Raw genomic sequence first — 19,035 nt, 5'->3', positions numbered from 1 at the left:
GAACCTAAGAAGCAAAACGATAACCTCCCTGAGCATTGCTGGCTTGTTCTTCCTTTACCACTAGGAGTTGAGCGGCAATGGAAATTGCAATATCAGACGGCTTTTTGCTTTTAATCTCAGTAATTCCGACCGGACAAACAAGCTGTTTGCTGTGCGCCTCCGATATTCCGGAGTCTTTGAACCGTTTAAGTGTTCGCGCGCGCTTAGTTGCACTGCCTATCAATCCAATAAATGCCAGATCGGTTCTACGAACAGCGGCATCTACTATAGCATGATCACGCTTGTGATCATGGGTCATTACGATGACATAGTTTCCCGGCTCAAGGTTCTTTACGATGACTTGAGGCTCATTTAGATGAATGCAGCGAATATTGGAAGGCACATATTTGGGAAAAATTTCGCGCCGTTCATCGATCCAGGTGATCTTGAAGCCCAAAGGTGCCATCGCAAGCACCAAAGCCTTACCCACATGGCCAGCTCCAAACAGATACAGATGTGGTCTATCCTCCCCGAACCTCTCCGTCAATTTGCCTTGATTTAAAACAATTTCAGCGGAATTCGGGTCATCCATTGCAGGGGGTAATACGTGCCTTTCAAGGGGGGCAGAACTGCAAGTATTTGCAGTCGTTGAAAAAATTCCCACTCCTTCTTGTGTGGAAAAATCTTGTGCACGACCACGATAATTGAGATCAAATTGCTCAAATGCGATTTCAACCCGCCCGCCACAGCACTGCCCAAGGTCGGGACCGAGAGCATAAGATCGTGTCTGGAAGGACTGGCCACCATTCTTCATCAATGAAACTGCTTCATGCAAAACATCGTATTCAAGACGACCACCACCAATGGTGCCTTTGAACGACATATCCGGACGCACAACCATGCGTGCACCGGCTTCACGGGGAGATGACCCGGCAACTTTGATGATGCTCACCAGCACACATTGACCAGCGGCATCCAGAGCAGACAGAACTTCACCCCAGACCAGCATTTAGCCCTCCTCTCCGGCCTTGATCGCTTTGACAGCTTTCAAGATCGCTTCAGGCGTTGCAGGGGCGTCCAGTTGAGGCAAAACACCCTTGTTCAGGCTTGCAATGGCATCATTGATTGCGCAGAAAACCGAGATCGGCAGCATCAAAGGCGGCTCACCAACAGCCTTGGATCGATAAATCGTCGGCTCCGGATTTCCCTCACTCTCATAAAGAGAAACGTTGAACTCCTCCGGCACATCAGAAGCCGTAGGAATTTTGTAGGTGGACGGCGCATGGGTCCGAAGGCGTCCGGCGTCATCAAACCACAGCTCTTCCGTGGTCAGCCAACCCATGCCCTGCACAAACCCGCCTTCAATTTGGCCGATATCTAGCGCTGGGTTGAGCGACTTGCCAACATCATGCAGCACATCAACACGCTCAACTTTCATTTCACCGGTCAGCGTATCAATCACCACTTCAGAGCAAGAGGCACCATAGGCAAAGTACAGGAACGGACGCCCCTTTACACGCTCACGGTCCCAGATGATCTTCGGCGTTTTATAAAAGCCGGAGGACGACAGATGGATACGATGCTCATAAGCCAACTGCGCCAGTTGCTTGATGGAAAGCTTCGGCTTGCAGTTGATCAGCATCTGATCATCAACCAGCTCCACATCTTCCTCTGAAACCTCAAAGTGCTGCGCTACAAAGGTTTTCAGCCGCCCAACAATCTCCCGGCACGCAATCGCCGCGGCCATGCCATTTAAGTCCGTACCCGAAGAAGCCGCCGTCGGAGAGGTATTGGCCACTTTGGAGGTGTTAGTGGCGGTAATCTTCACTTTTTCAAGGCTCACGCCCATCTCAGTGGCCGCAATCTGGGCAACCTTCTGATAAAGACCCTGCCCCATCTCGGTGCCGCCGTGGTTCAGATGCACGGAGCCATCCCGATAAAGATGCACCAACGCACCCGCCTGATTGAGATGGGTCAGCGTGAACGAAATACCGAATTTCACCGGCGTCAGCGCGATCCCTTTTTTCAGGATCGTACTCTTGGCATTGAACACCTCTACCACTTTTCGGCGTGCGCGATACTCCGAGCTTTCCTCCAGCTGATCCACCAGTTTGGCCAGCACATCATGCTCATCGACGGATTGCCCGTAAGGCGTGGTGTTCTGACCATCGCGGTAGAAATTCGCCTTGCGCACATCAAGCGGGTCCTGCCCCATCTTGATCGCAATCGCATCCATCAACCGTTCAGCTGCAAACATCCCCTGCGGGCCACCGAAACCACGGAACGCTGTGTTGGAAACCGTGTTTGTTTTCAGCCGCTTGGAGCCAATTCGAACTTCAGGATAGAAGTAGCTGTTATCCGCATGGAACATGGCGCGGTCGTTGATGCCAAGAGACAAGTCCGCTGAGTGTCCGCAGCGGGAGTTCAAAGAAATCTCAACCGCTTCAATCTTACCCGAAGCATCACACCCGGCAGCCACATCCACCAGAAAGTCGTGACGCTTACCCGTCAGGATCATATCATCATCACGATCCAACCGGCACTTACATGGACGCCCTGTGGCATTGGCCGCCAAAGCCGCAAGAGCTGCCCATTGGTTGGCCTGAGACTCCTTGCCGCCAAACGCACCGCCCATGCGGCGCACTTCAATGGTCACCGCAGCTTCATCCACACCCAGCACCTTGGCAACAGTGTGCTGAACCTCAGTTGGATGCTGGGTAGACGAGTAAACCGTCATATCCCCATCTTCGCCGGGGAAGGCAAAGGCAACCTGACCTTCCAGATAAAAATGCTCCTGCCCGCCAAGCGCAAAGCTACTCTTCACCTGCTGCGCAGATTGCTCCATCGTCTGTTCAGGCGTTCCACGGCGGAACTCATAGTCCGGCAGAACTGTCTGATCTGCTTTTAGCGCATCAGCAACACTCACCAGTGGCGTATCTGCCTCAACATCAATCTCAGCCAGCTTCACCGCCTTGCGGGCTTGCAAGCGCGTCTCAGCCACAACGAGGAACACCAGCTGCCCATGGAACACGATCTTATCTGCCACCAGCACCGGATCATCACCCATGGCTGGCGAGCAGTCATTCACACCGGGAATATCCGCCGCTTCCAAAACAGCAACAACACCCGGAGCAGCCCGAACGGCGCTCAGGTCGACCTTCGCAATCCGGCCACACGTTGCACCCGGCGCATAGCCCGGCGCCACATAAAGCGTGCCGCGCGGCTCGATCATATCATCGATATACGTCGCCTTACCCGCCACATGCTTCAGCGCACTGTCATGTTTGTATGACTTTCCAACCGCCTGCGATTGAGAGGCTTGGCTCTTTGTTTTCACCAGAAGATCAGTTGACATGAGCACCTCCCGCAGCAAGTTCACGCTGCCCGCGGACCCGTGTTTGATGGGAAGATGCCTCCGAAATCTCCAATAGAGCCTTTTCCAACAGCCCCCGCGCCACATCACGCCGGTAAGAACTGGAGGCTCGCATATCGCTCATTGGGATAAAATCACTCTCAATGGCATCCAACGCATCTTGCCAGGAGCTTGGATCAGCCAGCGAAGCACCAAGCAGAGCAGCTTCCGCACCACTCGCACGCTTCGGAATACCAGCCATACCACCAAAGGCCATCCGTGTAGCTTCAATGACACCATCTGTCACCGTCAGACAAAACGCAGCCATAACCGCAGAAATGTCCTGATCAAACCTCTTGGAAATCTTATAGGCTCTGAACTGCTGCTCCTCACTCAATCGGGGCACGCTGATGGATGTCAGCACTTCGTTCTCAGCAATGTCTTGCTTGCCGTAGTCGATAAAGAAGCTTTCCAGAGGCAACGTCCGTCGGCCACGATTGCTCTGCAGTTCAATCTCGGCGCCAAGAGCAATCAACATCGGCGGCATGTCACCAATCGGTGAGCCATTCGCGATATTGCCCCCAACTGTACCAGAGGCCCGCACCTGCTTTGATCCGACCCGGCTGATCACCACTTCTAGGTCAGGATCAATCAGCGTCAGAAACTGCTCAGCAACCGCATAGGAGGCTCCGGCACCAAGCCGAATGCCTTGCTCATCCTCATAACAAGTGCTCAGACCGTTCACGCGGCCCAGATAAATCACCTTCGGCAAATCTCGCAGATGCTTGGTGACCCACAGCCCCACATCCGTAGAACCAGAAACCAGCGTCGCATCAGGGTGCTCTCCATAGGTCTCCAGAAGGCTCTGAAAGCTGCTTGGGGCAAAGAAAAACTGTTCCCCATCGCCAACACGCACATCCTGACCATCCTGAAGCGCAGCCAGTTTGCTTTCTGTCTCTGCAGCACGATCTGCAAACGCATCGTTCAGACCATGGCGACACGCCTCCAGCGCAGCATCCACGATAGGACGATATCCGGTGCATCGGCACAAGTTACCAGCAATCCAGGTGTTCACATCCTGACGGGTCAGGCCCGGTGTGTTGGTGTGGTAGAGCGTAAACAGGTTCATCACGAACCCGGGCGTACAGAACCCGCACTGCGAACCGTGAAGATCAACCAGCGCCTGTTGGACAGGGTGTAATCCATCAGGCCCTTCCAGATCTTCCACGGTCACAAGCTCACAGCCATCAATCTGCCCAAGCAGCAAAATGCAACTGTTCACGGGTTCATACACCAGCTTGCCATCGCGCAAACGTCCAAGCGCGATGGTACAGGCACCGCAATCCCCTTCACCGCAGCCTTCTTTGGTGCCGGTCGCATGTTCACTCAGGCGCAGATAATCAAGAAGAGTGGTCGTCGGCTCAAAACGATCCAACTCAACAACCTGACCTTTTCGTAGGAAGCGGATTGCCGTGCGCATCACTCAGCTCCCTCTGTAGGTGGTGTAACCAAACGGAGAAAGCAGCAGCGGCACGTGATAATGGCTGCTGACATCCGCTATACCAAAGCGGATCGGAACAACATCAAGGAAAGCTGGTTCTGGAAGCGCAATACCTTCCCCGCGCAGGTAATCACCCGCATGGAACTGCAGCTCATATGTCCCTGCAGTCAGGCTCTCACCTTCCAGCAAAGGCCCATCAACACGTCCGTCACTGTTGGTGGAAAATTCTCCAAGTTTGGAAAAGCTGTCCCCATCAACACGAACAAGCTCAACCCGCAGCCCCGCCGCGGGTTTCCCCTGAGCACTGTCCAGAACGTGGGTGGTCAATCGCCCCATAGTTTCCTCGTCTATCAAATGGCATCTGCAATAGATGTCAGATTCTAAGTGAAACTACAGAGTGCACCCATTCCCATGATAACAAAAGATCAAAAAAGAGCGCTTATTGATGCCATTTAGGCATCAGATGACGGAAGCATCTTTTCCAATCTTGCAACAGCCTGCTCCAGAAAGATTGCTGGAGCCAGAGCAAGACCGCGTAAAGACGAGGTAATGATGCAGAAATGCCCGCGTGTCAGCTGCTCATCGGCAAGTGGCTTGAACAACAAACGTTCATTGGCAAGCTCCTCTTCAAGCCCAACCACAGTCTGAAACGCCACCATCTCGCCTGACCGCACCAGATGCTTCATGAAGCGCAGCGAATTCGCCTCCACACTGCTTTGCCCATCAGCGGAGCTATGAGACAGCGCCACATCCAAACGAGCCCGTATGGAAATGCCCGGAGCAGGCATGGCAACCGGATACTCAAAGCACCGTGCCAGGCTCAACTGCTCTTCGCTCGCCAATGGATGCGAAGGAGCAACAATAGCCCCAATCTCCAGTGCCTTTTTGTAGGTGATCTTGAGCGCGTCTGTATCAGGCGGTTCAAACGTGAACCCGACATCCACCTCAGCCTTCTCAACGGCCTCAGCAACCCGCTCAGCTCCCATCACCTGCACGTCCACGTGAATGCCGCTGTAATCCTTGTGAAACTTGGCAATCACCTCAGGCAACAAAGCTTCTGTAACACTCTCAACCGTTGCAATTGAAACCACACCACGGCGCAGCCCTTTGAGCGCATCCAGTTCTGCACCGGTTGCCTCTAGGTCGGAAAGTGTACGCCGGATATGAGCAAGCAGGATTTCACCTGCCGAAGAAAGGCGGATCGTGCGCCCCACCCGTTCAAACAACTCCATCCCGAGCTGTTTTTCCAGCGTCAGAATTTGCCGGTTCACGGCGGATGAAGCCACATTGAGTTTGCGTGCTGCTGCTCGAATAGAGCTTTCCTCTGCCGCCGCCGCAAAGTAGCGCAGCGCTGGGCCGTAAAGATACCGCGATCGATCCATCAACGTCCTGATCCCCCAGCCATCAAGGGATGATCACAGTGGCACCAGTGGTCTTGCGCCCTTCCAGATCAGAATGTGCCTGCGCAATGTCTTTTAGGCTGTAACGCTGGTTGATCTGAATATTGATGGTGCCATCCGCCACAGCAGCAAACAAATCACCCGCCGTTTCTTCCAGCTCCCACCGCTCAGCAATGTAGTTGAACAGCGTCGGACGTGTTGCGAACAGCGAGCCTTTTTGCGAGAGGATCGCCATATTGAACTCAGGCAGCGGACCAGAAGACTGGCCAAACGAACACCAAAGCCCACGAGGCCGCAAACAGTCCAATGAGGCCGGAAATGTATCCTTGCCCACACTGTCATAAACCACATCACAACCGCGCCCATCGGTGATCTGTCGCACGCGGGAAACCCAGTCCTCGGTCTTGTAGTTGATCACGTACTCATAGCCATTATCAGACGCCAATCGCGCCTTCTCTTCAGAACTCACAGTACCGATTACAGTCGCCCCAAGCGCAGACGCCCATTGGCCAACGATAAGACCAACCCCACCAGCCGCCGCGTGGTAAAGCAGCGTCGTATCTGCATCCACCTTGAAGGTTTCGCGCAGCAGATAGCGTGCAGTCATGCCTTTCAGCATCAGCGCAGCCGCCTGCTCATCACTCACACCTTCCGGGATTTTCACAAGAACACTGGCCGGAATGTTCCGCTCTTCCGCATAAGCCCCCAGCGGACCGGCATAGGCAACACGATCTCCCAGCGCAAAATCCGTCACGCCTTCTCCAAGCGCGACAACAATGCCCGCTCCTTCGTTGCCGGGTACAAACGGCAAACCGTTGGGAGCCGGATAGAGGCCAGAACGGAAATATGTATCGATAAAGTTGAGCCCAATGGCCGTATGGCGGATCCTGACTTCACCAACCCCCAGCTCTGGCAGGTCCACATCCACGTGTGTAAGAACGGATGGATCACCAGTTTTTTCAACGCGAACAGCATAGACCATATGGAATTCCCCTTATAAACGGCTGGATGCGGAGTTTGGACAGATTGCCATTAAGTTGCAAGCGTCTTTGGTGAAACACTATTCCACAGAGGAAAACCTGATCAGCAAAACAAAAAAGCCCGACCAAATGGCCGGGCTTTCAAAACTCATCAAGATCGAGAATCACATCTTGCGAAACACCTGGTGCAAAGCACCTACGCAGAAGAGGTAAAGGCTCGTCGCTGTAATCAGCGCAAACAGCCAGGTCTCAATTACGAAATCCTGATAAAGCGCCATGGCAAGTGCCGCGCTCCAGACCATGAGAATGCTCAGGGTCAGCGGGCGCCATTTCACGGTACGTACAGGATGAACAAATTCAACCGGTGCAAAGGTCAGCACAGAACACAGAACCACCATGCCAATGATGATCCATGGCGGAGACTGCAGCGCAACCAGCACGACAATCACCATGTTCCAGACACCAGGGAAACCCAGGAAGCCGCCGCTTTCAGTCTTCATGTTGCCGTCAGCGAAGTAGATCGCGCCGGTAAACACAATGATCGCACCAGATAGAAGACCCCAGAACTCTGAGAGAAGCCCGCTCTGATAAAGCGCAAAAGCTGGCAGGAAAACGTAAGTCGCGTAATCAATAACCAGATCCAGAATAACGCCGCTCCAGCGTGGCAAGCGATTCTGAATGTCATATTTACGTGCTAAAGGACCATCCAGCCCGTCGACAACAAGTGCGACCCAGAGCCAGAAAAACATCATAGGCAGGTTGCCGTTCGCTCCTGCGACAAGCGCAAGCAACGCAATGGGCGCACCCAATGCGGTAAGAAGGTGAATGAGGAACAGCCGGGAGTTGGTCTGACCGGTCAACTTGGGGTCCTTTGTTATTCTTTAAGTGCAGGTACCACTTAGAACAATCTATCACCCAAAGCTTCAAAAAGAGGTAAGTCCGCCCGAGCGAAATAGATGTTTGCACCGCCCCATAGCAGAAGCGCGATACCTATTCCATAGCTTGTAAACGGTGTTTTGCTCTTTTTTTCAAGTGTCATTATGAGACCAAGCAGCGCGATCCAGATAATATTCATGATTCCCACTGCAAACATGAGCACCATGAGTGCCCAACAGCATCCCAGACAGTACAAACCTTGTTCGATTCCAAACTGGAAGGCGTTCTGCTTTTGCTCGCCGGAATGCACGGCCAAAGCAACATTTGGCGTCCGGCACCGGTCCAGACAGGCTTGCTTGGCAGGCGTAAACTGATAAATCGCCGCTGCTATCACAGTCGTGATGGTCAAGCTGGAAAACACAGGCATCATCATTGGGCTCATTACGCCCAGCTCATGAAGCAACCCCTGCGCCACAGTTGCGACAATGGAAAACGCAGTCCAGACGGCCAGATAACCACCTGCAACAACATAGATCGCCTTGCCGCCCCGCGCTTCATGGTAGGTCTGCAGCATTGGCATGGCTGTGGGCAACATCATGGCAAGCACCATCATGAACCACATCACAAACAGCAGAAAATAGTCATAGAGGCCCATATTGATGAGGCCCGGCATACCAAAAGCTTCCTGCGCCAACGGCAGGCACAGTGAGGCGAGCTGTACGCGTACATGCTCTGGCAGGCCCTTGAACATGTTGAACTGATTGAACAGTTCCATGCCGGGCCCCATTTCGCCCATGTCCATGCGGCTGATCATATCGATAACCATTGCCGCCAGATAAACCCAGCCCAGCACCACAGCTCCGCCCAGCACAATGTAAGGGAGCCGATAGGACAACTGAAAATCTGTCTTCGGACTGGTAAGCGACATAACCGACCTCGAAATCATTCAGGACATCCAAAACCCATTGGTTTCGGAACCAGCGCAATGTATGCAGCTTCTCTAATAGACCAGTAATAGTCCCAATGCGACATTGATTTAGTTCAAATCTAAACTAGGCCCTGCGACATGGTGAAGCTGGCGCAACGATAGTTACCCTCTTTTCATTAGGGGACTATACGCCTGCGCTACCTTGAAACCGATAGGTTTTATCCCCTAGATACTCAAGGATAGAACGCAAACAAAATGCGGAATGAAAAAATGGCAGCCAATCTTGCATCTGACAACACCAAAGGCCAAAGCAAAAACAACACGCCTTCGCAGGAAAAGAGCTATGATTGCGCTGTTATAGGCACAGGCCCTGCAGGTATGATTGCCGCACTGGCACTGGCCAGCAACGGCCTTGAAACTGTTCTCATTGGCCCGCCAGTCAATCTGAATGATGCCCGTACCACAGCTCTCATGGATGCTTCCCGTCAGTTTCTGGATAACATCGGCATCTGGAAAGACCTGCGTGCGTCCTTCACGCCGCTGGAAAAGATGCGCCTGATTGATGGCACAGATCGTCTTATTCGCGCACCGGAAACAACATTTGCAGCCTCTGAGCTGGATCTGCCTGCATTCGGCTACAACATCCTCAACAAGGATCTGAATCGCGTTCTGTTTGATCTGGTCAATGCAAACGAGCTCATCGAGCTCGTGGAAGATACCATCAAAAACGTGAGCAGCAACGACCACAAGGCAACCATTGAGCTGAACAACACACAGGACCTGACGTGTCAGGTGGTGATTGGCGCCGATGGCAGAAACTCAGTGGTTCGCCGCGCTGCAGGCATTGAGACGAAGAACTGGAAGTACCCACAAGCGGCGCTCGTTCTCAACCTCAAACACGACCTACCGCACTACAACATTTCAACCGAGTTCCACCGCAACACCGGCCCATTCACCATGGTGCCGCTGCCGGGCAAGTCTTCCTCACTTGTCTATGTGGAGACACCGGAACGCGCTGAAGAGCTGAACAACTACAAAGACGAAGCGCTAGAGGCAGAACTGGAAAAGCTCAGCAAGTTCGTCCTCGGCTCTTTGAAACTGGCAAGCCCGCGTCAGGTCTACCCACTCTCTGGCCTGACCGCCGTTCACATGAGTGGAAACCGCTCTTTGCTGATGGGTGAAGCCGCCCACGCCTTCCCACCAATCGGCGCACAAGGTCTCAACCTGTCTTTGCGCGATGTGGCCGTTGCAACCGAACTGCTTGCAAACGCCAAGCACACCAAGGCTGATATGGGCTCGACAGAATTGCTGCAGAAGTACGATCGCAGCCGTAAAGCAGATGTCATCAGCCGCACAACAGCAGTAGACCTGCTTAACAGATCCTTGCTGACAGATGCCCTGCCCGTGCAAATGTTGCGGTCCATGGGGCTTTACACAGCCTCCAGAATCCCACTCGTCCGCCGCCTGCTCATGCGCGAAGGCATCGCTCCGTCCTGGAGCCTGCCAACACTGATGCGTGCGCAGAACAATTAAGGCACGAGTATTCCGGACTGAATGAGATAGATGAGCGTTGGCAGCGTGAGTACCGAGGCCAGCGTTCCATAAAGAACGGCAGTCGACGCCCGCTCCACATAAGCAGAATAATGCTGCGCCAGCACATAAACATTAGCTGCTGGCGGCAGCGCTGCCATCAAAACAGCCGTTGAAATCCAAAGGCTGTCAAAGCCTCCAATCCACTCCAGCAGAACAAACACAAGAACCGGATGCACGACCAGCTTGATTAGCAACAGGATCGGTAGTTCCTTTGCTGTCCTGCGGCTTGGTTGCAAAGCGATGGTCACACCCATAGCAAACAACGCACAGGGCGCTGCTGCCTGTCGCAGGAACGATATCGTCTGATCAATCGCCACCGGTGGTTTGAACTCAACCGCCGCTGCCAAAATACCGGCAAACACCGCCAGAATGAACGGATGCGTGACGATCTTCTTGAAAATCTCAAAGGCCAGCGGACCCACTTTGATGTTCTGAGACCCACCAATGGACATCATCATCGGCACCAGAATGAACAGCAGGATCGTATCAAAACACAGGATCAAAGCCGTCGGCACAGCTGCACCAGCACCGAGCACAGCCAGCGTCACGCCGGGTCCCATGTAACCGATATTGGAGTAAGACCCAACCAGCGCCTGAACAGTCGCTTCTCCAATACTTCCCCGCAGGATAAACCGCGCAAAAGAGTAAGCCACAGCGAACATGGCAAAGGTTGAAAATGTGGTTGCAGCTACAAAATCAAAGGTGGCCAGCTCTTCCAGCGGAGTTTCGGAAAGCAGCTGAAAAAACAAGGCAGGTAGCGCCAGATAAACCACAAAAAAGTTCATCCACGCCAAGCCATCGCGCGAAAGCTTCGCACCACGACCAGAAACGAACCCTAAGAAGATGAGAAGGAAAAATGGCATCGCCAAATTCACAACATTGAGCATCTAAACCATTTCCCCATGCAATTCTTTGGTGTTCTCCGCTGCCGACTGGAGAATGAGTTGCTTTTGAAAGACTGATTGGCTAATCACCATGACCAAGTTGAGCGTATATAGCCATTCTACAGAGGTTGGCATACCGGCAACTACGACACTATAGTATGCGAGTAAACGGAACTGGAAAGCTCCATCCGCCCAAAGGCCAATATGAAAGCTAAAAAATCCCGTCGCCCCCTTACACGTCGTGAGAAGCTCAGCTACCGAGCTGAATGGCTGGCGCTTAGATTTATCGGCGGAATTCTGCGCTCTCTGCCACTGGATTGGTCCTCCGCATTCATGGGAAATGTCTGGCGCATCGTCGCGCCAATGACCCATAGGCATGCCCGCGCCAAAGCCCACATCATGGCCGCCTACCCGGAAATGACGCTCAACGAAGCAGACAAAATTATCCGGGATATGTGGGAAAATCTGGGTCGCGTCTCCGCTGAGACCGTTTTGCTCTCCAAAATCCACAAGGATAAGAGCCGCGTTACCTATGCAAATCCAGAGGTCTTTGCACCGTCCGTCGGCGAAGGCGCCGTTCTGGTCACCATGCACTCCGGCAACTGGGAAGTGGTTTCAGACAAGGCTGAGGAACTGGGCTTGCCGCTCGCAGGTGTCTACCAGAAGCTCAAGAACCCCTACTCCGAATCCTATCTGATTGAGCGACGTAACTTTCTTTATAAGCTCGGCCTGTACTGCAAAGGCCACGACACCGGCGCAAAAATCATTTCAATCCTGCGCAAAAAGGGTTCAGTAGCCTTTGTTGCAGATGTTCGGGATCGCCGCGGTGTGAAGATCGACTTCTTCAAGCAGCCATCTGCCGCGACGCACATCCCTGCTGCGCTGGCCCGCACCATGAACAAGCGCCTCATCGCTGTGGTTGCCCGCCGCAAAAAAGGTGCCCGCTTCGAGATTCTCGCCAAAGAAATCCCGGTGGCCCGCACCAAAGATCGCGTTCAGGACGCCATCACCACAACGCAGGCAATGCACGACCAGTTCGAAGAATGGATCCGCGAAGAACCATCCCAGTGGATGTGGATCATGAAGAAGTGGATTTAATCAGGCCATTTTAACGCTAAGTGCGAGATGACGAGCAGTCGCCTAAGCTGCTCAAACCACTCTACCTAAATGCAAATGTCTTCAGGACTTAGCCCAAAGAGCTGATTTTGCACCGCACAATTATCTGTATACTCTCTCCCTGAATTTCCATTTCGGCTTGGGAGGGAGCTAGCCAGATGAAAACCTATCGTTCCTTTTATAAACCTCTGGCCATTGGTGCTCCGACACCGTTTGCTGAGCCACCTGTCGCGCTGGAACGCATGATCCACTTCGTGCCTCCGCACATCGAGAAGATGCGTGCAAAGATCCCGCAGATGATCTCTCAGGTGGACGTTATTCTCGGCAATCTGGAAGATGCCATTCCAGCGGATGAAAAACTGAATGCCCGCGAAGGCTTCATCCAGATGGCCAACGAAAACGACTTTGGCTCAACCAAACTCTGGACACGCATCAACTCGCTGGAAAGCCCGTGGGTTCTGGACGACATCACCGAAATCGTCACTCGTTGCGGCAACAAGCTGGACGTGATTATGTTGCCAAAAGTCAACGGCCCATGGGACATCCATTATCTGGATCAGCTGCTCGCACAACTGGAAGCCAAGGCTGGCGTTATCAAACCAATCCAGATCCACGCTATTCTGGAGACGGCAGAAGGCGTCAACAACGTGGAAGCCATCGCAGCAGCCAGCCCGCGAATGCACGGTATGAGCCTTGGTCCGGCAGATCTTGCAGCTTCCCGCGGTATGAAAACAACCCGCGTCGGTGGCGGCCATCCGGATTATCAGGTTCTGGCCGACGCCGATGGCGATGCACCACGCACCCGCTATCAGCAGGATCTCTGGCACTACACCGTTGCTAAGATGGTAGACGCATGTCTCGCCGCAGGCATCAAACCATTCTACGGTCCATTCGGCGACTTCAGCGACCCAGCCGCCTGTGAAGCACAGTTCCGCAACTCCTTCCTCATGGGTTGCCTGGGCACATGGACCTTGCACCCAAGCCAGATCGGCATTGCGAAATCCGTCTTCTCTCCGGAACCGGAAGAGGTAAAATTCGCTCGCAGAATTCTGGAGGCAATGCCAGACGGAACCGGTGCCGTCATGCTGGACGGGAAAATGCAGGACGACGCCACCTGGAAACAGGCAAAAGTGATTTGTGACCTCGCTGATCTAGTGATCTCAAAAGATCCGGATTTGGCAGAAGCCTACACATAATCAATCCTGAAGAGTGGTCAACACCACTCTTCAACCCTCCGGATGTGCATATCAATGAAATGTGAGGAGCTATTCATCCCCAAACGTCACATTTTGATCGGTTTGTGCTGCCTCTCGCCTCTTTGCTGCGCTATATAACTTGACAATAAGCGCGCAACATGACCTTTAAGGCGCCCTGACAAGATACAGTATCTTCGAAAGCTTGGTGGATTATGGAGACAATTAGAACCGCGAAATTCAGAATTGGACAGGTCGTTCGTCACCGCCTGTACCCGTTCCGTGGCATAGTCTTCGACGTGGACCCAACATTCGACAACACTGAAGAATGGTGGGAGTCAATTCCCGAAGAAGCACGTCCAAGCAAGGACCAGCCTTTTTATCACCTTCTTGCTGAAAACGCAGAAAGTGAATACATCGCCTACGTCTCGGAACAGAATCTGGAAAAAGACGACAGTGGCGAACCTGTGCGACATCCGCAGGTCGAAGAATTTTTTGATGAAACAACCGATGGCGACTACATCGTCAAGGATGTAGAGATCCATTAAGGCCTATTGCTGAACGCCGCTCATGGAAACAGCAGCTCATCGTGATCATAAGATCAATAAAAAACCCGAAGGAAATCTCCTTCGGGTTTTTTGATGCCTAAAGCACGGAAACCAGATTACTGGTTTGCCTGACGCTGCTGCTCAATCAGCTTCTGACGAGCGGCTTCAGCGCGCTTCTGAAGTTCAGACTGCAGGCGCTCCTGCTTTGCCTGGAGTTCTTCAGGCTTGATCGCTTCACCATCATAAATACGGGTGAACCCTTTCAAGGTCAGGTCGAATGGACGAGCCTTACCCTGCTGATTCAAAGTGGTGATGATCAGCTTGCCACCCTTTTTCAGGCTACCGATAAAGGTGTCATCAATAACCATTTCGGCAATACAAGCGTTTGGAAAACAAATTGTATATTTCGCTTCAGACTGTTTGCCACCATCTACCTGAACGCGCAGACCCGGCTGGATCAGCATTCCAGGAGGAACAGCAAGGTGCAGCAGTTTGCGGCTTTCGCCGGTCACTTCACGCACAACAGCCTGTGCAAGGAACTGGCCAGTGTCCGTGCGCAGTTCTTGTGTAATAAGGCAAAATTCCTTCTTGGATTTTGGATCAGTATTACACACTTTCACCCAAGCATCTTCTGCTTGTGCATTCTGTGCAACACTGGTGCCAGCAAAGCCAACTGCGGCCATTGCTGCAATAATCCCACCAGTCAGAACGCCCTTGAAATTAACGGCCATCCCAAATTTCCTCAAAGTTTGATCCGGTGCAAAAAGATGCCTCCGGCAATTACGCAGCAACCAATTTCTAGGTTCAACAGTGTTTTGACTGCTTGTTCGGCGCCAAGCATACTCAGAACAGAGCTGAAAAAAAGGCAACGCACCTGTTAAATGCTACTTATGTACTTCTTTAAACACCTCGAAGCCATTTTTCCACCTATAGATTGGGGTGGTTACTGTCCTTTTCCAAAGCCTCGTAGGCTGAATTTTCCTCAGAATCGTATTATTGCTAGTTTCTGCGGACGCCCTAGGAGAAATTCGAATGTCTCATTTCCGATCCTATGTGAATGGAATAAATAAATTTGCGAAGGGTCTTGTTGTCCTTTCCGGTGTGGCAACATTAGCTTACTCAACCGCCCTTGCTCAGGATATGGTGCCATGGAGCCATGGTATTGCAATGCATGGCAATCCTGCTCTGCCAGCAGATTACACACACCTGCCCTATGCCAATCCTGATGCTCCCAAAGGCGGTCGTCTCTCTCTTGGCGTTCAAGGTACTTTTGATAGTCTGAATTCCTTTGCCCTCAAAGGGGCGTGGACCTCTGCGCGCGGCATGAAAGAGCGCCAGATGGGCAACTACATTCTGGAAAGCCTGCTTCTGCGCAGCAACGATGAAGCATTCACATTGTATGCACACCTTGCCGAAGCCGTGCGCATGCCGGAAGAGCGCAACTGGATCGAGTTTCGCTTAAATCCAAATGCAAAATTCTCCAACGGAGATCCATTAACCGTTGAAGATATTATCTTTTCTCTGGAAACCATCCGTGATCATGGCCGCCCGCCATATGCGCGTTGGTACGGAAAAGTCGTCAACTTCGAAAAAACCGGGGAGCGCTCCGTAAAGCTGCACTTTAAAGATGGCAGTGACCGTGAGCTGCCACTCCTCATCGCACTGGCTCCGATTTTCAACAGTCGGACAACTGACCCAAAGACCTTTGGCAACACCACGCTGACACCACCAGTCGGCACTGGTCCTTATATTTTCTCTGAGATCAATCCGGGCCGTCGTACAACCTACACGCGCCGTGACGATTACTGGGCCAAAGATCTGCCGCAGAAAATCGGTTTCGATAACTTCAACGAAGTCACCGTCGACTACTTCCGCGATTACAACGCCTTGCAGGAAGCCTTCCGCAAAGGTGACACTGAAGCTCTGATCTACGCGAACCCAAGCCTTTGGGAGAGCGCGGGCAACTTCCCTGCGTTTGAAGAAGGCAAGGTCGTAAAAGACGTATTTGAACGCGGCACGCCTCCAGCCATGACTGGGATCGCGTTCAACACCCGCCGCGCGCAATTTGCAGATAAGCGTGTGCGTCAGGCTCTCGGAATGCTGCTCGACTTCAAGTGGATCAACAGAACCCTGTTCAACGGTTTGTACCAGCGTACGGACGGTTACTGGGACAACTCAGAGCTTTCCTCCATCGGTCGCCCTGCGAGCGAGATGGAAAAGAAACTGCTCGAGCCATTCCCAAATATTGTGACTGATGATGTCCTCGCTGGCACATGGCGTCCATCAGAAGCTGATGGCTCCGGACGCGACCGAAAGGTGCTCCGGGATGCATTGAACCTGTTCAAACAAGCAGGTTACAAACTGGATCAGGGCAAACTGGTGAACGCTGAAACCGGCGAGCCGTTTGCATTCGAAATCCTCGTACGAGTTCAGGACGAAGAGAAAGTCGCTCTGGCCGTGCAACGAACTGCGAAGCTTCTGGGCATCGATCTTGAAGTGCGCATGGTAGATGCAGCACAGTTTGAAGAACGTCGCGCCTCTTTCGAATTCGACGCCCTCTTCAACACCTGGTTCGCTTCACTGTCTCCGGGCGGCGAGCAGTACGCCCGTTGGTCATCGCAGGCAGCTGATACCAAAAGCTCCAGAAACATCGTTGGCGCAAAAGAACCTGCCATTGATGCTTTGATTGATGCCATGGTCGCCGCTCGCAGCCGCGAAGAATTCGTTGCCACAGTGCGCGCGTTCGACCGTGTTCTGATCTCCGGTTTCTATGCAATCCCGCTCTATCACGCCCCGGCTGAATGGGTCGCGCGCTGGACCACAGTGGAGCATCCGGAGAAGGCACCGCTATACGGCATGCAGTACGACAACTGGTGGGATGCACCTAAAGAGTAGATAAACACATAAAAATTGGGCTGCGTTCTTGATGAAGGCAGCCTACTCAACAAAAGTGTCTATTAACCAACTTGCCGAATCTCGAATTTCTCAGTCGCTTAGCGGACTTACCTTAAATGATACTGTCAAATACCGATGCCATTGCAAACCACAGCACAACAGGAGTTTGGGGCAACATCACCCTTGATATGCTGTTCAGACGTGCGGCGCAAAAACATCCAAACCGCTTGGCACTGGTAGATGCACCCGACAGAGAAAAATGGACAGGCGGCAAACCGCGCCATCTGACCTACGCCGAGGCGGAACAGGAAATCAGCCGGATTGCTGGCTTCTTCGCTGCTGTTGGCATGGAGCCAGACCATATTCTTGGCCTGCAATCCCCGAACACAGTCGACAATGTCCTCTGTATTCTCGGTGCGTTACGCGCAGGCCTGATCGTATCCCCCTTCCCGCTGCACTGGCGCCATTCTGAGATCCTACGCGCACTCAGCACGGTAGACGCCAAAGCGTTGATCACCGCAGATCGCGTTGAAACACGCATGCTTGGCGAAGAGGCACGGGATGCAGCAGCCGACTTCTTCTCTCTGCGTTTCGTGTTCGGCCTCGGCAGTGACATTCCTGATGGCCTCATTGATATGGCGCCGATGCTGGCCGAAAACGGAGATTCCTTCGCCGAACCAATCATTGAGCGCGAAGGCGCACCAGCCAATCACGTGGCAACACTCACCTGGGTTCACTCAGGTGCAGAAATCAGTCCCATCCCGCGCAGTCATAACCACTGGGTCTCCACAGGCTTGATGCCGTTCCTGGAGACAAGATTGGAGCCCGGTGCACGCATTCTGCTGCCATACATTCTCTGCGGAATTACAGGGATTGGAGCAGGTTTGGTGCCATGGCTGCTGAGCGAAGGAACACTCCATCTCCACCATCCACACGCTTTATCCACATTGACGGATCATGCTCGCTCCATCGAGGCAAATTATATTTTGACCCCTGGACCGCTTGCATCCCACATCGATGGAGCGCTGGAAGGCTGGAGCACAAACACCGTTGCCACATGGTCCATCACCTCACCAAAGCCTGCAAAATACCAGGCAAAAGGTGTCGTGACAGATCTCCATGTGCTCGACGAATATGCAATGGTGGCACATCTGCGGGGAACCTCGGATCAACCTGTGCCATTGATCCCGGGCAATCAATTTGCCCCAAGCACATCCACCCATGGACCGTGCCTAATTAATATTGATCCAATTGAAATTAATGAGGAATTCTCACAGGAATCCGCAAAGGCGGAAACCGGATATCACCTCAAACTCAAGGGCGCGATGGTCCCGGATGCAGACTGGCCATCAAATGACTCGCACCTCACTTTCTTCAGTAACGAACAGGGTGAGCACGGCTTGATTACCGAAATCCCTGTTGGCGTACATGAAGTTACAGGAGCCATTCACGGCTTCGGCGCACCTGGTCAAAGAGCCCCCGGATTGCTCGAGCTGGAACGTCTCGACGAGATATACAGTGAATTCTCGGGGGTAAAAGAAGCGGCTGCTTTTCTGGTAGAAGATGAATTAATGGGTGCACGCCTAATGGTCGCGGTGGTACCGTCAGAAGGTCTTCTCGTTGATGTAGAAGCCTTTTACGCCTACCTCGACGCATCACGCGTGAGCCTGACAATGATGCCACACAGAATTCTGTCGCTGCGCGCACTGCCAATGACAGAAGATGGCCGCGTAGACAGACAGAAATTGACCAGACGCTCCCAGCCCAAACCGGTGGAAGCGGTTGCCTGA

Annotated in this window: 16 protein-coding genes; 6 read left to right on the top strand and 10 right to left on the bottom strand. The window is 52.9% G+C overall.

Going from position 1 to position 19,035, the window contains the following annotated elements:
• Nucleotides 1-4: 4 nt before the first annotated feature.
• From xdhC to PJE062_RS02725, 8 genes are all read right to left on the bottom strand, one after another.
• Nucleotides 5-988 carry a xanthine dehydrogenase accessory protein XdhC gene (gene xdhC, locus PJE062_RS02760; RefSeq protein ID WP_037035836.1) on the bottom strand — a complete coding sequence of 328 codons (984 nt, stop codon included), beginning with the start codon at nt 986-988 and terminating at the stop codon, nt 5-7.
• Entirely contained in the window at nt 989-3,334 is a 2,346-nt protein-coding gene (gene xdhB, locus PJE062_RS02755) for a xanthine dehydrogenase molybdopterin binding subunit (RefSeq protein ID WP_008547011.1), read from the bottom strand.
• Nucleotides 3,324-4,811 carry a xanthine dehydrogenase small subunit gene (gene xdhA / locus PJE062_RS02750; protein ID WP_008546184.1) on the bottom strand — a complete coding sequence of 496 codons (1,488 nt, stop codon included), beginning with the start codon at nt 4,809-4,811 and terminating at the stop codon, nt 3,324-3,326. Before xdhA ends, xdhB begins: the two co-directional genes overlap by 11 nt.
• Nucleotides 4,812-4,814: 3 nt before the next feature.
• Nucleotides 4,815-5,168: a hydroxyisourate hydrolase gene (uraH, locus tag PJE062_RS02745; RefSeq protein WP_008546607.1), complete on the bottom strand. Its 354-nt coding sequence runs from the start codon at nt 5,166-5,168 to the stop codon at nt 4,815-4,817.
• Between the two features lie 116 nt (nt 5,169-5,284).
• A complete protein-coding gene (locus tag PJE062_RS02740) occupies nt 5,285-6,214 on the bottom strand; it encodes a LysR family transcriptional regulator (protein WP_008546267.1) in 930 nt (309 codons plus the stop codon).
• Nucleotides 6,215-6,236: 22 nt separating this feature from the next.
• Nucleotides 6,237-7,214: a quinone oxidoreductase gene (locus PJE062_RS02735; RefSeq protein WP_008547002.1), complete on the bottom strand. Its 978-nt coding sequence runs from the start codon at nt 7,212-7,214 to the stop codon at nt 6,237-6,239.
• Between the two features lie 162 nt (nt 7,215-7,376).
• Nucleotides 7,377-8,072, bottom strand: a complete 696-nt coding sequence (locus PJE062_RS02730; RefSeq protein WP_008547159.1) for a phosphatidylcholine/phosphatidylserine synthase — start codon at nt 8,070-8,072, stop codon at nt 7,377-7,379.
• Between the two features lie 38 nt (nt 8,073-8,110).
• A complete protein-coding gene (locus PJE062_RS02725; RefSeq protein WP_050773820.1) occupies nt 8,111-9,016 on the bottom strand; it encodes a DUF2182 domain-containing protein in 906 nt (301 codons plus the stop codon).
• Between the two features lie 270 nt (nt 9,017-9,286).
• Here PJE062_RS02725 and PJE062_RS02720 point away from each other — a divergent pair, with 270 nt between their 5' ends.
• A complete protein-coding gene (locus PJE062_RS02720; protein ID WP_008547029.1) occupies nt 9,287-10,549 on the top strand; it encodes a UbiH/UbiF family hydroxylase in 1,263 nt (420 codons plus the stop codon).
• Here the strand turns inward: PJE062_RS02720 and PJE062_RS02715 are convergent.
• Nucleotides 10,546-11,496: an AEC family transporter gene (locus tag PJE062_RS02715; protein WP_008546533.1), complete on the bottom strand. Its 951-nt coding sequence runs from the start codon at nt 11,494-11,496 to the stop codon at nt 10,546-10,548. The genes PJE062_RS02720 and PJE062_RS02715 overlap by 4 nt on opposite strands.
• A gap of 201 nt (nt 11,497-11,697) precedes the next feature.
• Here PJE062_RS02715 and PJE062_RS02710 point away from each other — a divergent pair, with 201 nt between their 5' ends.
• From PJE062_RS02710 to hspQ, 3 genes are all read left to right on the top strand, one after another.
• The gene (locus tag PJE062_RS02710) at nt 11,698-12,591 is read left to right on the top strand and encodes a lysophospholipid acyltransferase family protein (RefSeq protein ID WP_008547291.1); all 894 of its coding nucleotides are present in this window, start codon (nt 11,698-11,700) and stop codon (nt 12,589-12,591) included.
• Nucleotides 12,592-12,767: 176 nt separating this feature from the next.
• A complete protein-coding gene (locus tag PJE062_RS02705) occupies nt 12,768-13,805 on the top strand; it encodes a CoA ester lyase (protein WP_008546624.1) in 1,038 nt (345 codons plus the stop codon).
• Nucleotides 13,806-14,017: 212 nt separating this feature from the next.
• Nucleotides 14,018-14,350, top strand: a complete 333-nt coding sequence (gene hspQ / locus PJE062_RS02700; protein WP_008546550.1) for a heat shock protein HspQ — start codon at nt 14,018-14,020, stop codon at nt 14,348-14,350.
• 116 nt (nt 14,351-14,466) lie between these two features.
• Here hspQ and PJE062_RS02695 read toward each other — a convergent pair whose 3' ends face one another.
• A complete protein-coding gene (locus tag PJE062_RS02695) occupies nt 14,467-15,081 on the bottom strand; it encodes an invasion associated locus B family protein (protein ID WP_008546562.1) in 615 nt (204 codons plus the stop codon).
• 301 nt (nt 15,082-15,382) lie between these two features.
• On the opposite strand from PJE062_RS02695, the gene PJE062_RS02690 reads away from it, so the two are divergent.
• Together PJE062_RS02690 and PJE062_RS02685 are read left to right on the top strand one after the other, a co-directional pair.
• On the top strand, nt 15,383-17,245 hold the full coding sequence (locus PJE062_RS02690; protein WP_008546754.1) for an extracellular solute-binding protein: 1,863 nt from the start codon (nt 15,383-15,385) through the stop codon (nt 17,243-17,245).
• Nucleotides 17,246-17,361: 116 nt separating this feature from the next.
• Complete coding sequence (locus tag PJE062_RS02685) at nt 17,362-19,035, top strand: class I adenylate-forming enzyme family protein (protein ID WP_008546524.1); 1,674 nt, start codon at nt 17,362-17,364, stop codon at nt 19,033-19,035.

The sequence above is a fragment of the Pseudovibrio sp. JE062 genome (assembly GCF_000156235.1).
GTDB lineage: Bacteria > Pseudomonadota > Alphaproteobacteria > Rhizobiales > Stappiaceae > Pseudovibrio.
Note: the sequence above shows the minus strand (reverse complement) of the source record. Positions and strands in the feature narration are given on the sequence as shown.

Excerpts from the sequence above, each read along its gene's own strand:
- xdhC (WP_037035836.1), bottom strand. The coding sequence starts at position 988 with ATGCTGGTCTGGGGTGAAGTTCTGTCTGCTCTGGATGCCGCTGGTCAA.
- xdhB (WP_008547011.1), bottom strand. The coding sequence starts at position 3,334 with ATGTCAACTGATCTTCTGGTGAAAACAAAGAGCCAAGCCTCTCAATCG.
- xdhA (WP_008546184.1), bottom strand. The coding sequence starts at position 4,811 with ATGCGCACGGCAATCCGCTTCCTACGAAAAGGTCAGGTTGTTGAGTTG.
- uraH (WP_008546607.1), bottom strand. The coding sequence starts at position 5,168 with ATGGGGCGATTGACCACCCACGTTCTGGACAGTGCTCAGGGGAAACCC.
- PJE062_RS02740 (WP_008546267.1), bottom strand. The coding sequence starts at position 6,214 with ATGGATCGATCGCGGTATCTTTACGGCCCAGCGCTGCGCTACTTTGCG.
- PJE062_RS02735 (WP_008547002.1), bottom strand. The coding sequence starts at position 7,214 with ATGGTCTATGCTGTTCGCGTTGAAAAAACTGGTGATCCATCCGTTCTT.
- PJE062_RS02725 (WP_050773820.1), bottom strand. The coding sequence starts at position 9,016 with ATGTCGCTTACCAGTCCGAAGACAGATTTTCAGTTGTCCTATCGGCTC.
- PJE062_RS02720 (WP_008547029.1), top strand. The coding sequence starts at position 9,287 with ATGGCAGCCAATCTTGCATCTGACAACACCAAAGGCCAAAGCAAAAAC.
- PJE062_RS02715 (WP_008546533.1), bottom strand. The coding sequence starts at position 11,496 with ATGCTCAATGTTGTGAATTTGGCGATGCCATTTTTCCTTCTCATCTTC.
- PJE062_RS02710 (WP_008547291.1), top strand. The coding sequence starts at position 11,698 with ATGAAAGCTAAAAAATCCCGTCGCCCCCTTACACGTCGTGAGAAGCTC.
- PJE062_RS02705 (WP_008546624.1), top strand. The coding sequence starts at position 12,768 with ATGAAAACCTATCGTTCCTTTTATAAACCTCTGGCCATTGGTGCTCCG.
- hspQ (WP_008546550.1), top strand. The coding sequence starts at position 14,018 with ATGGAGACAATTAGAACCGCGAAATTCAGAATTGGACAGGTCGTTCGT.
- PJE062_RS02695 (WP_008546562.1), bottom strand. The coding sequence starts at position 15,081 with ATGGCCGTTAATTTCAAGGGCGTTCTGACTGGTGGGATTATTGCAGCA.
- PJE062_RS02690 (WP_008546754.1), top strand. The coding sequence starts at position 15,383 with ATGTCTCATTTCCGATCCTATGTGAATGGAATAAATAAATTTGCGAAG.
- PJE062_RS02685 (WP_008546524.1), top strand. The coding sequence starts at position 17,362 with ATGATACTGTCAAATACCGATGCCATTGCAAACCACAGCACAACAGGA.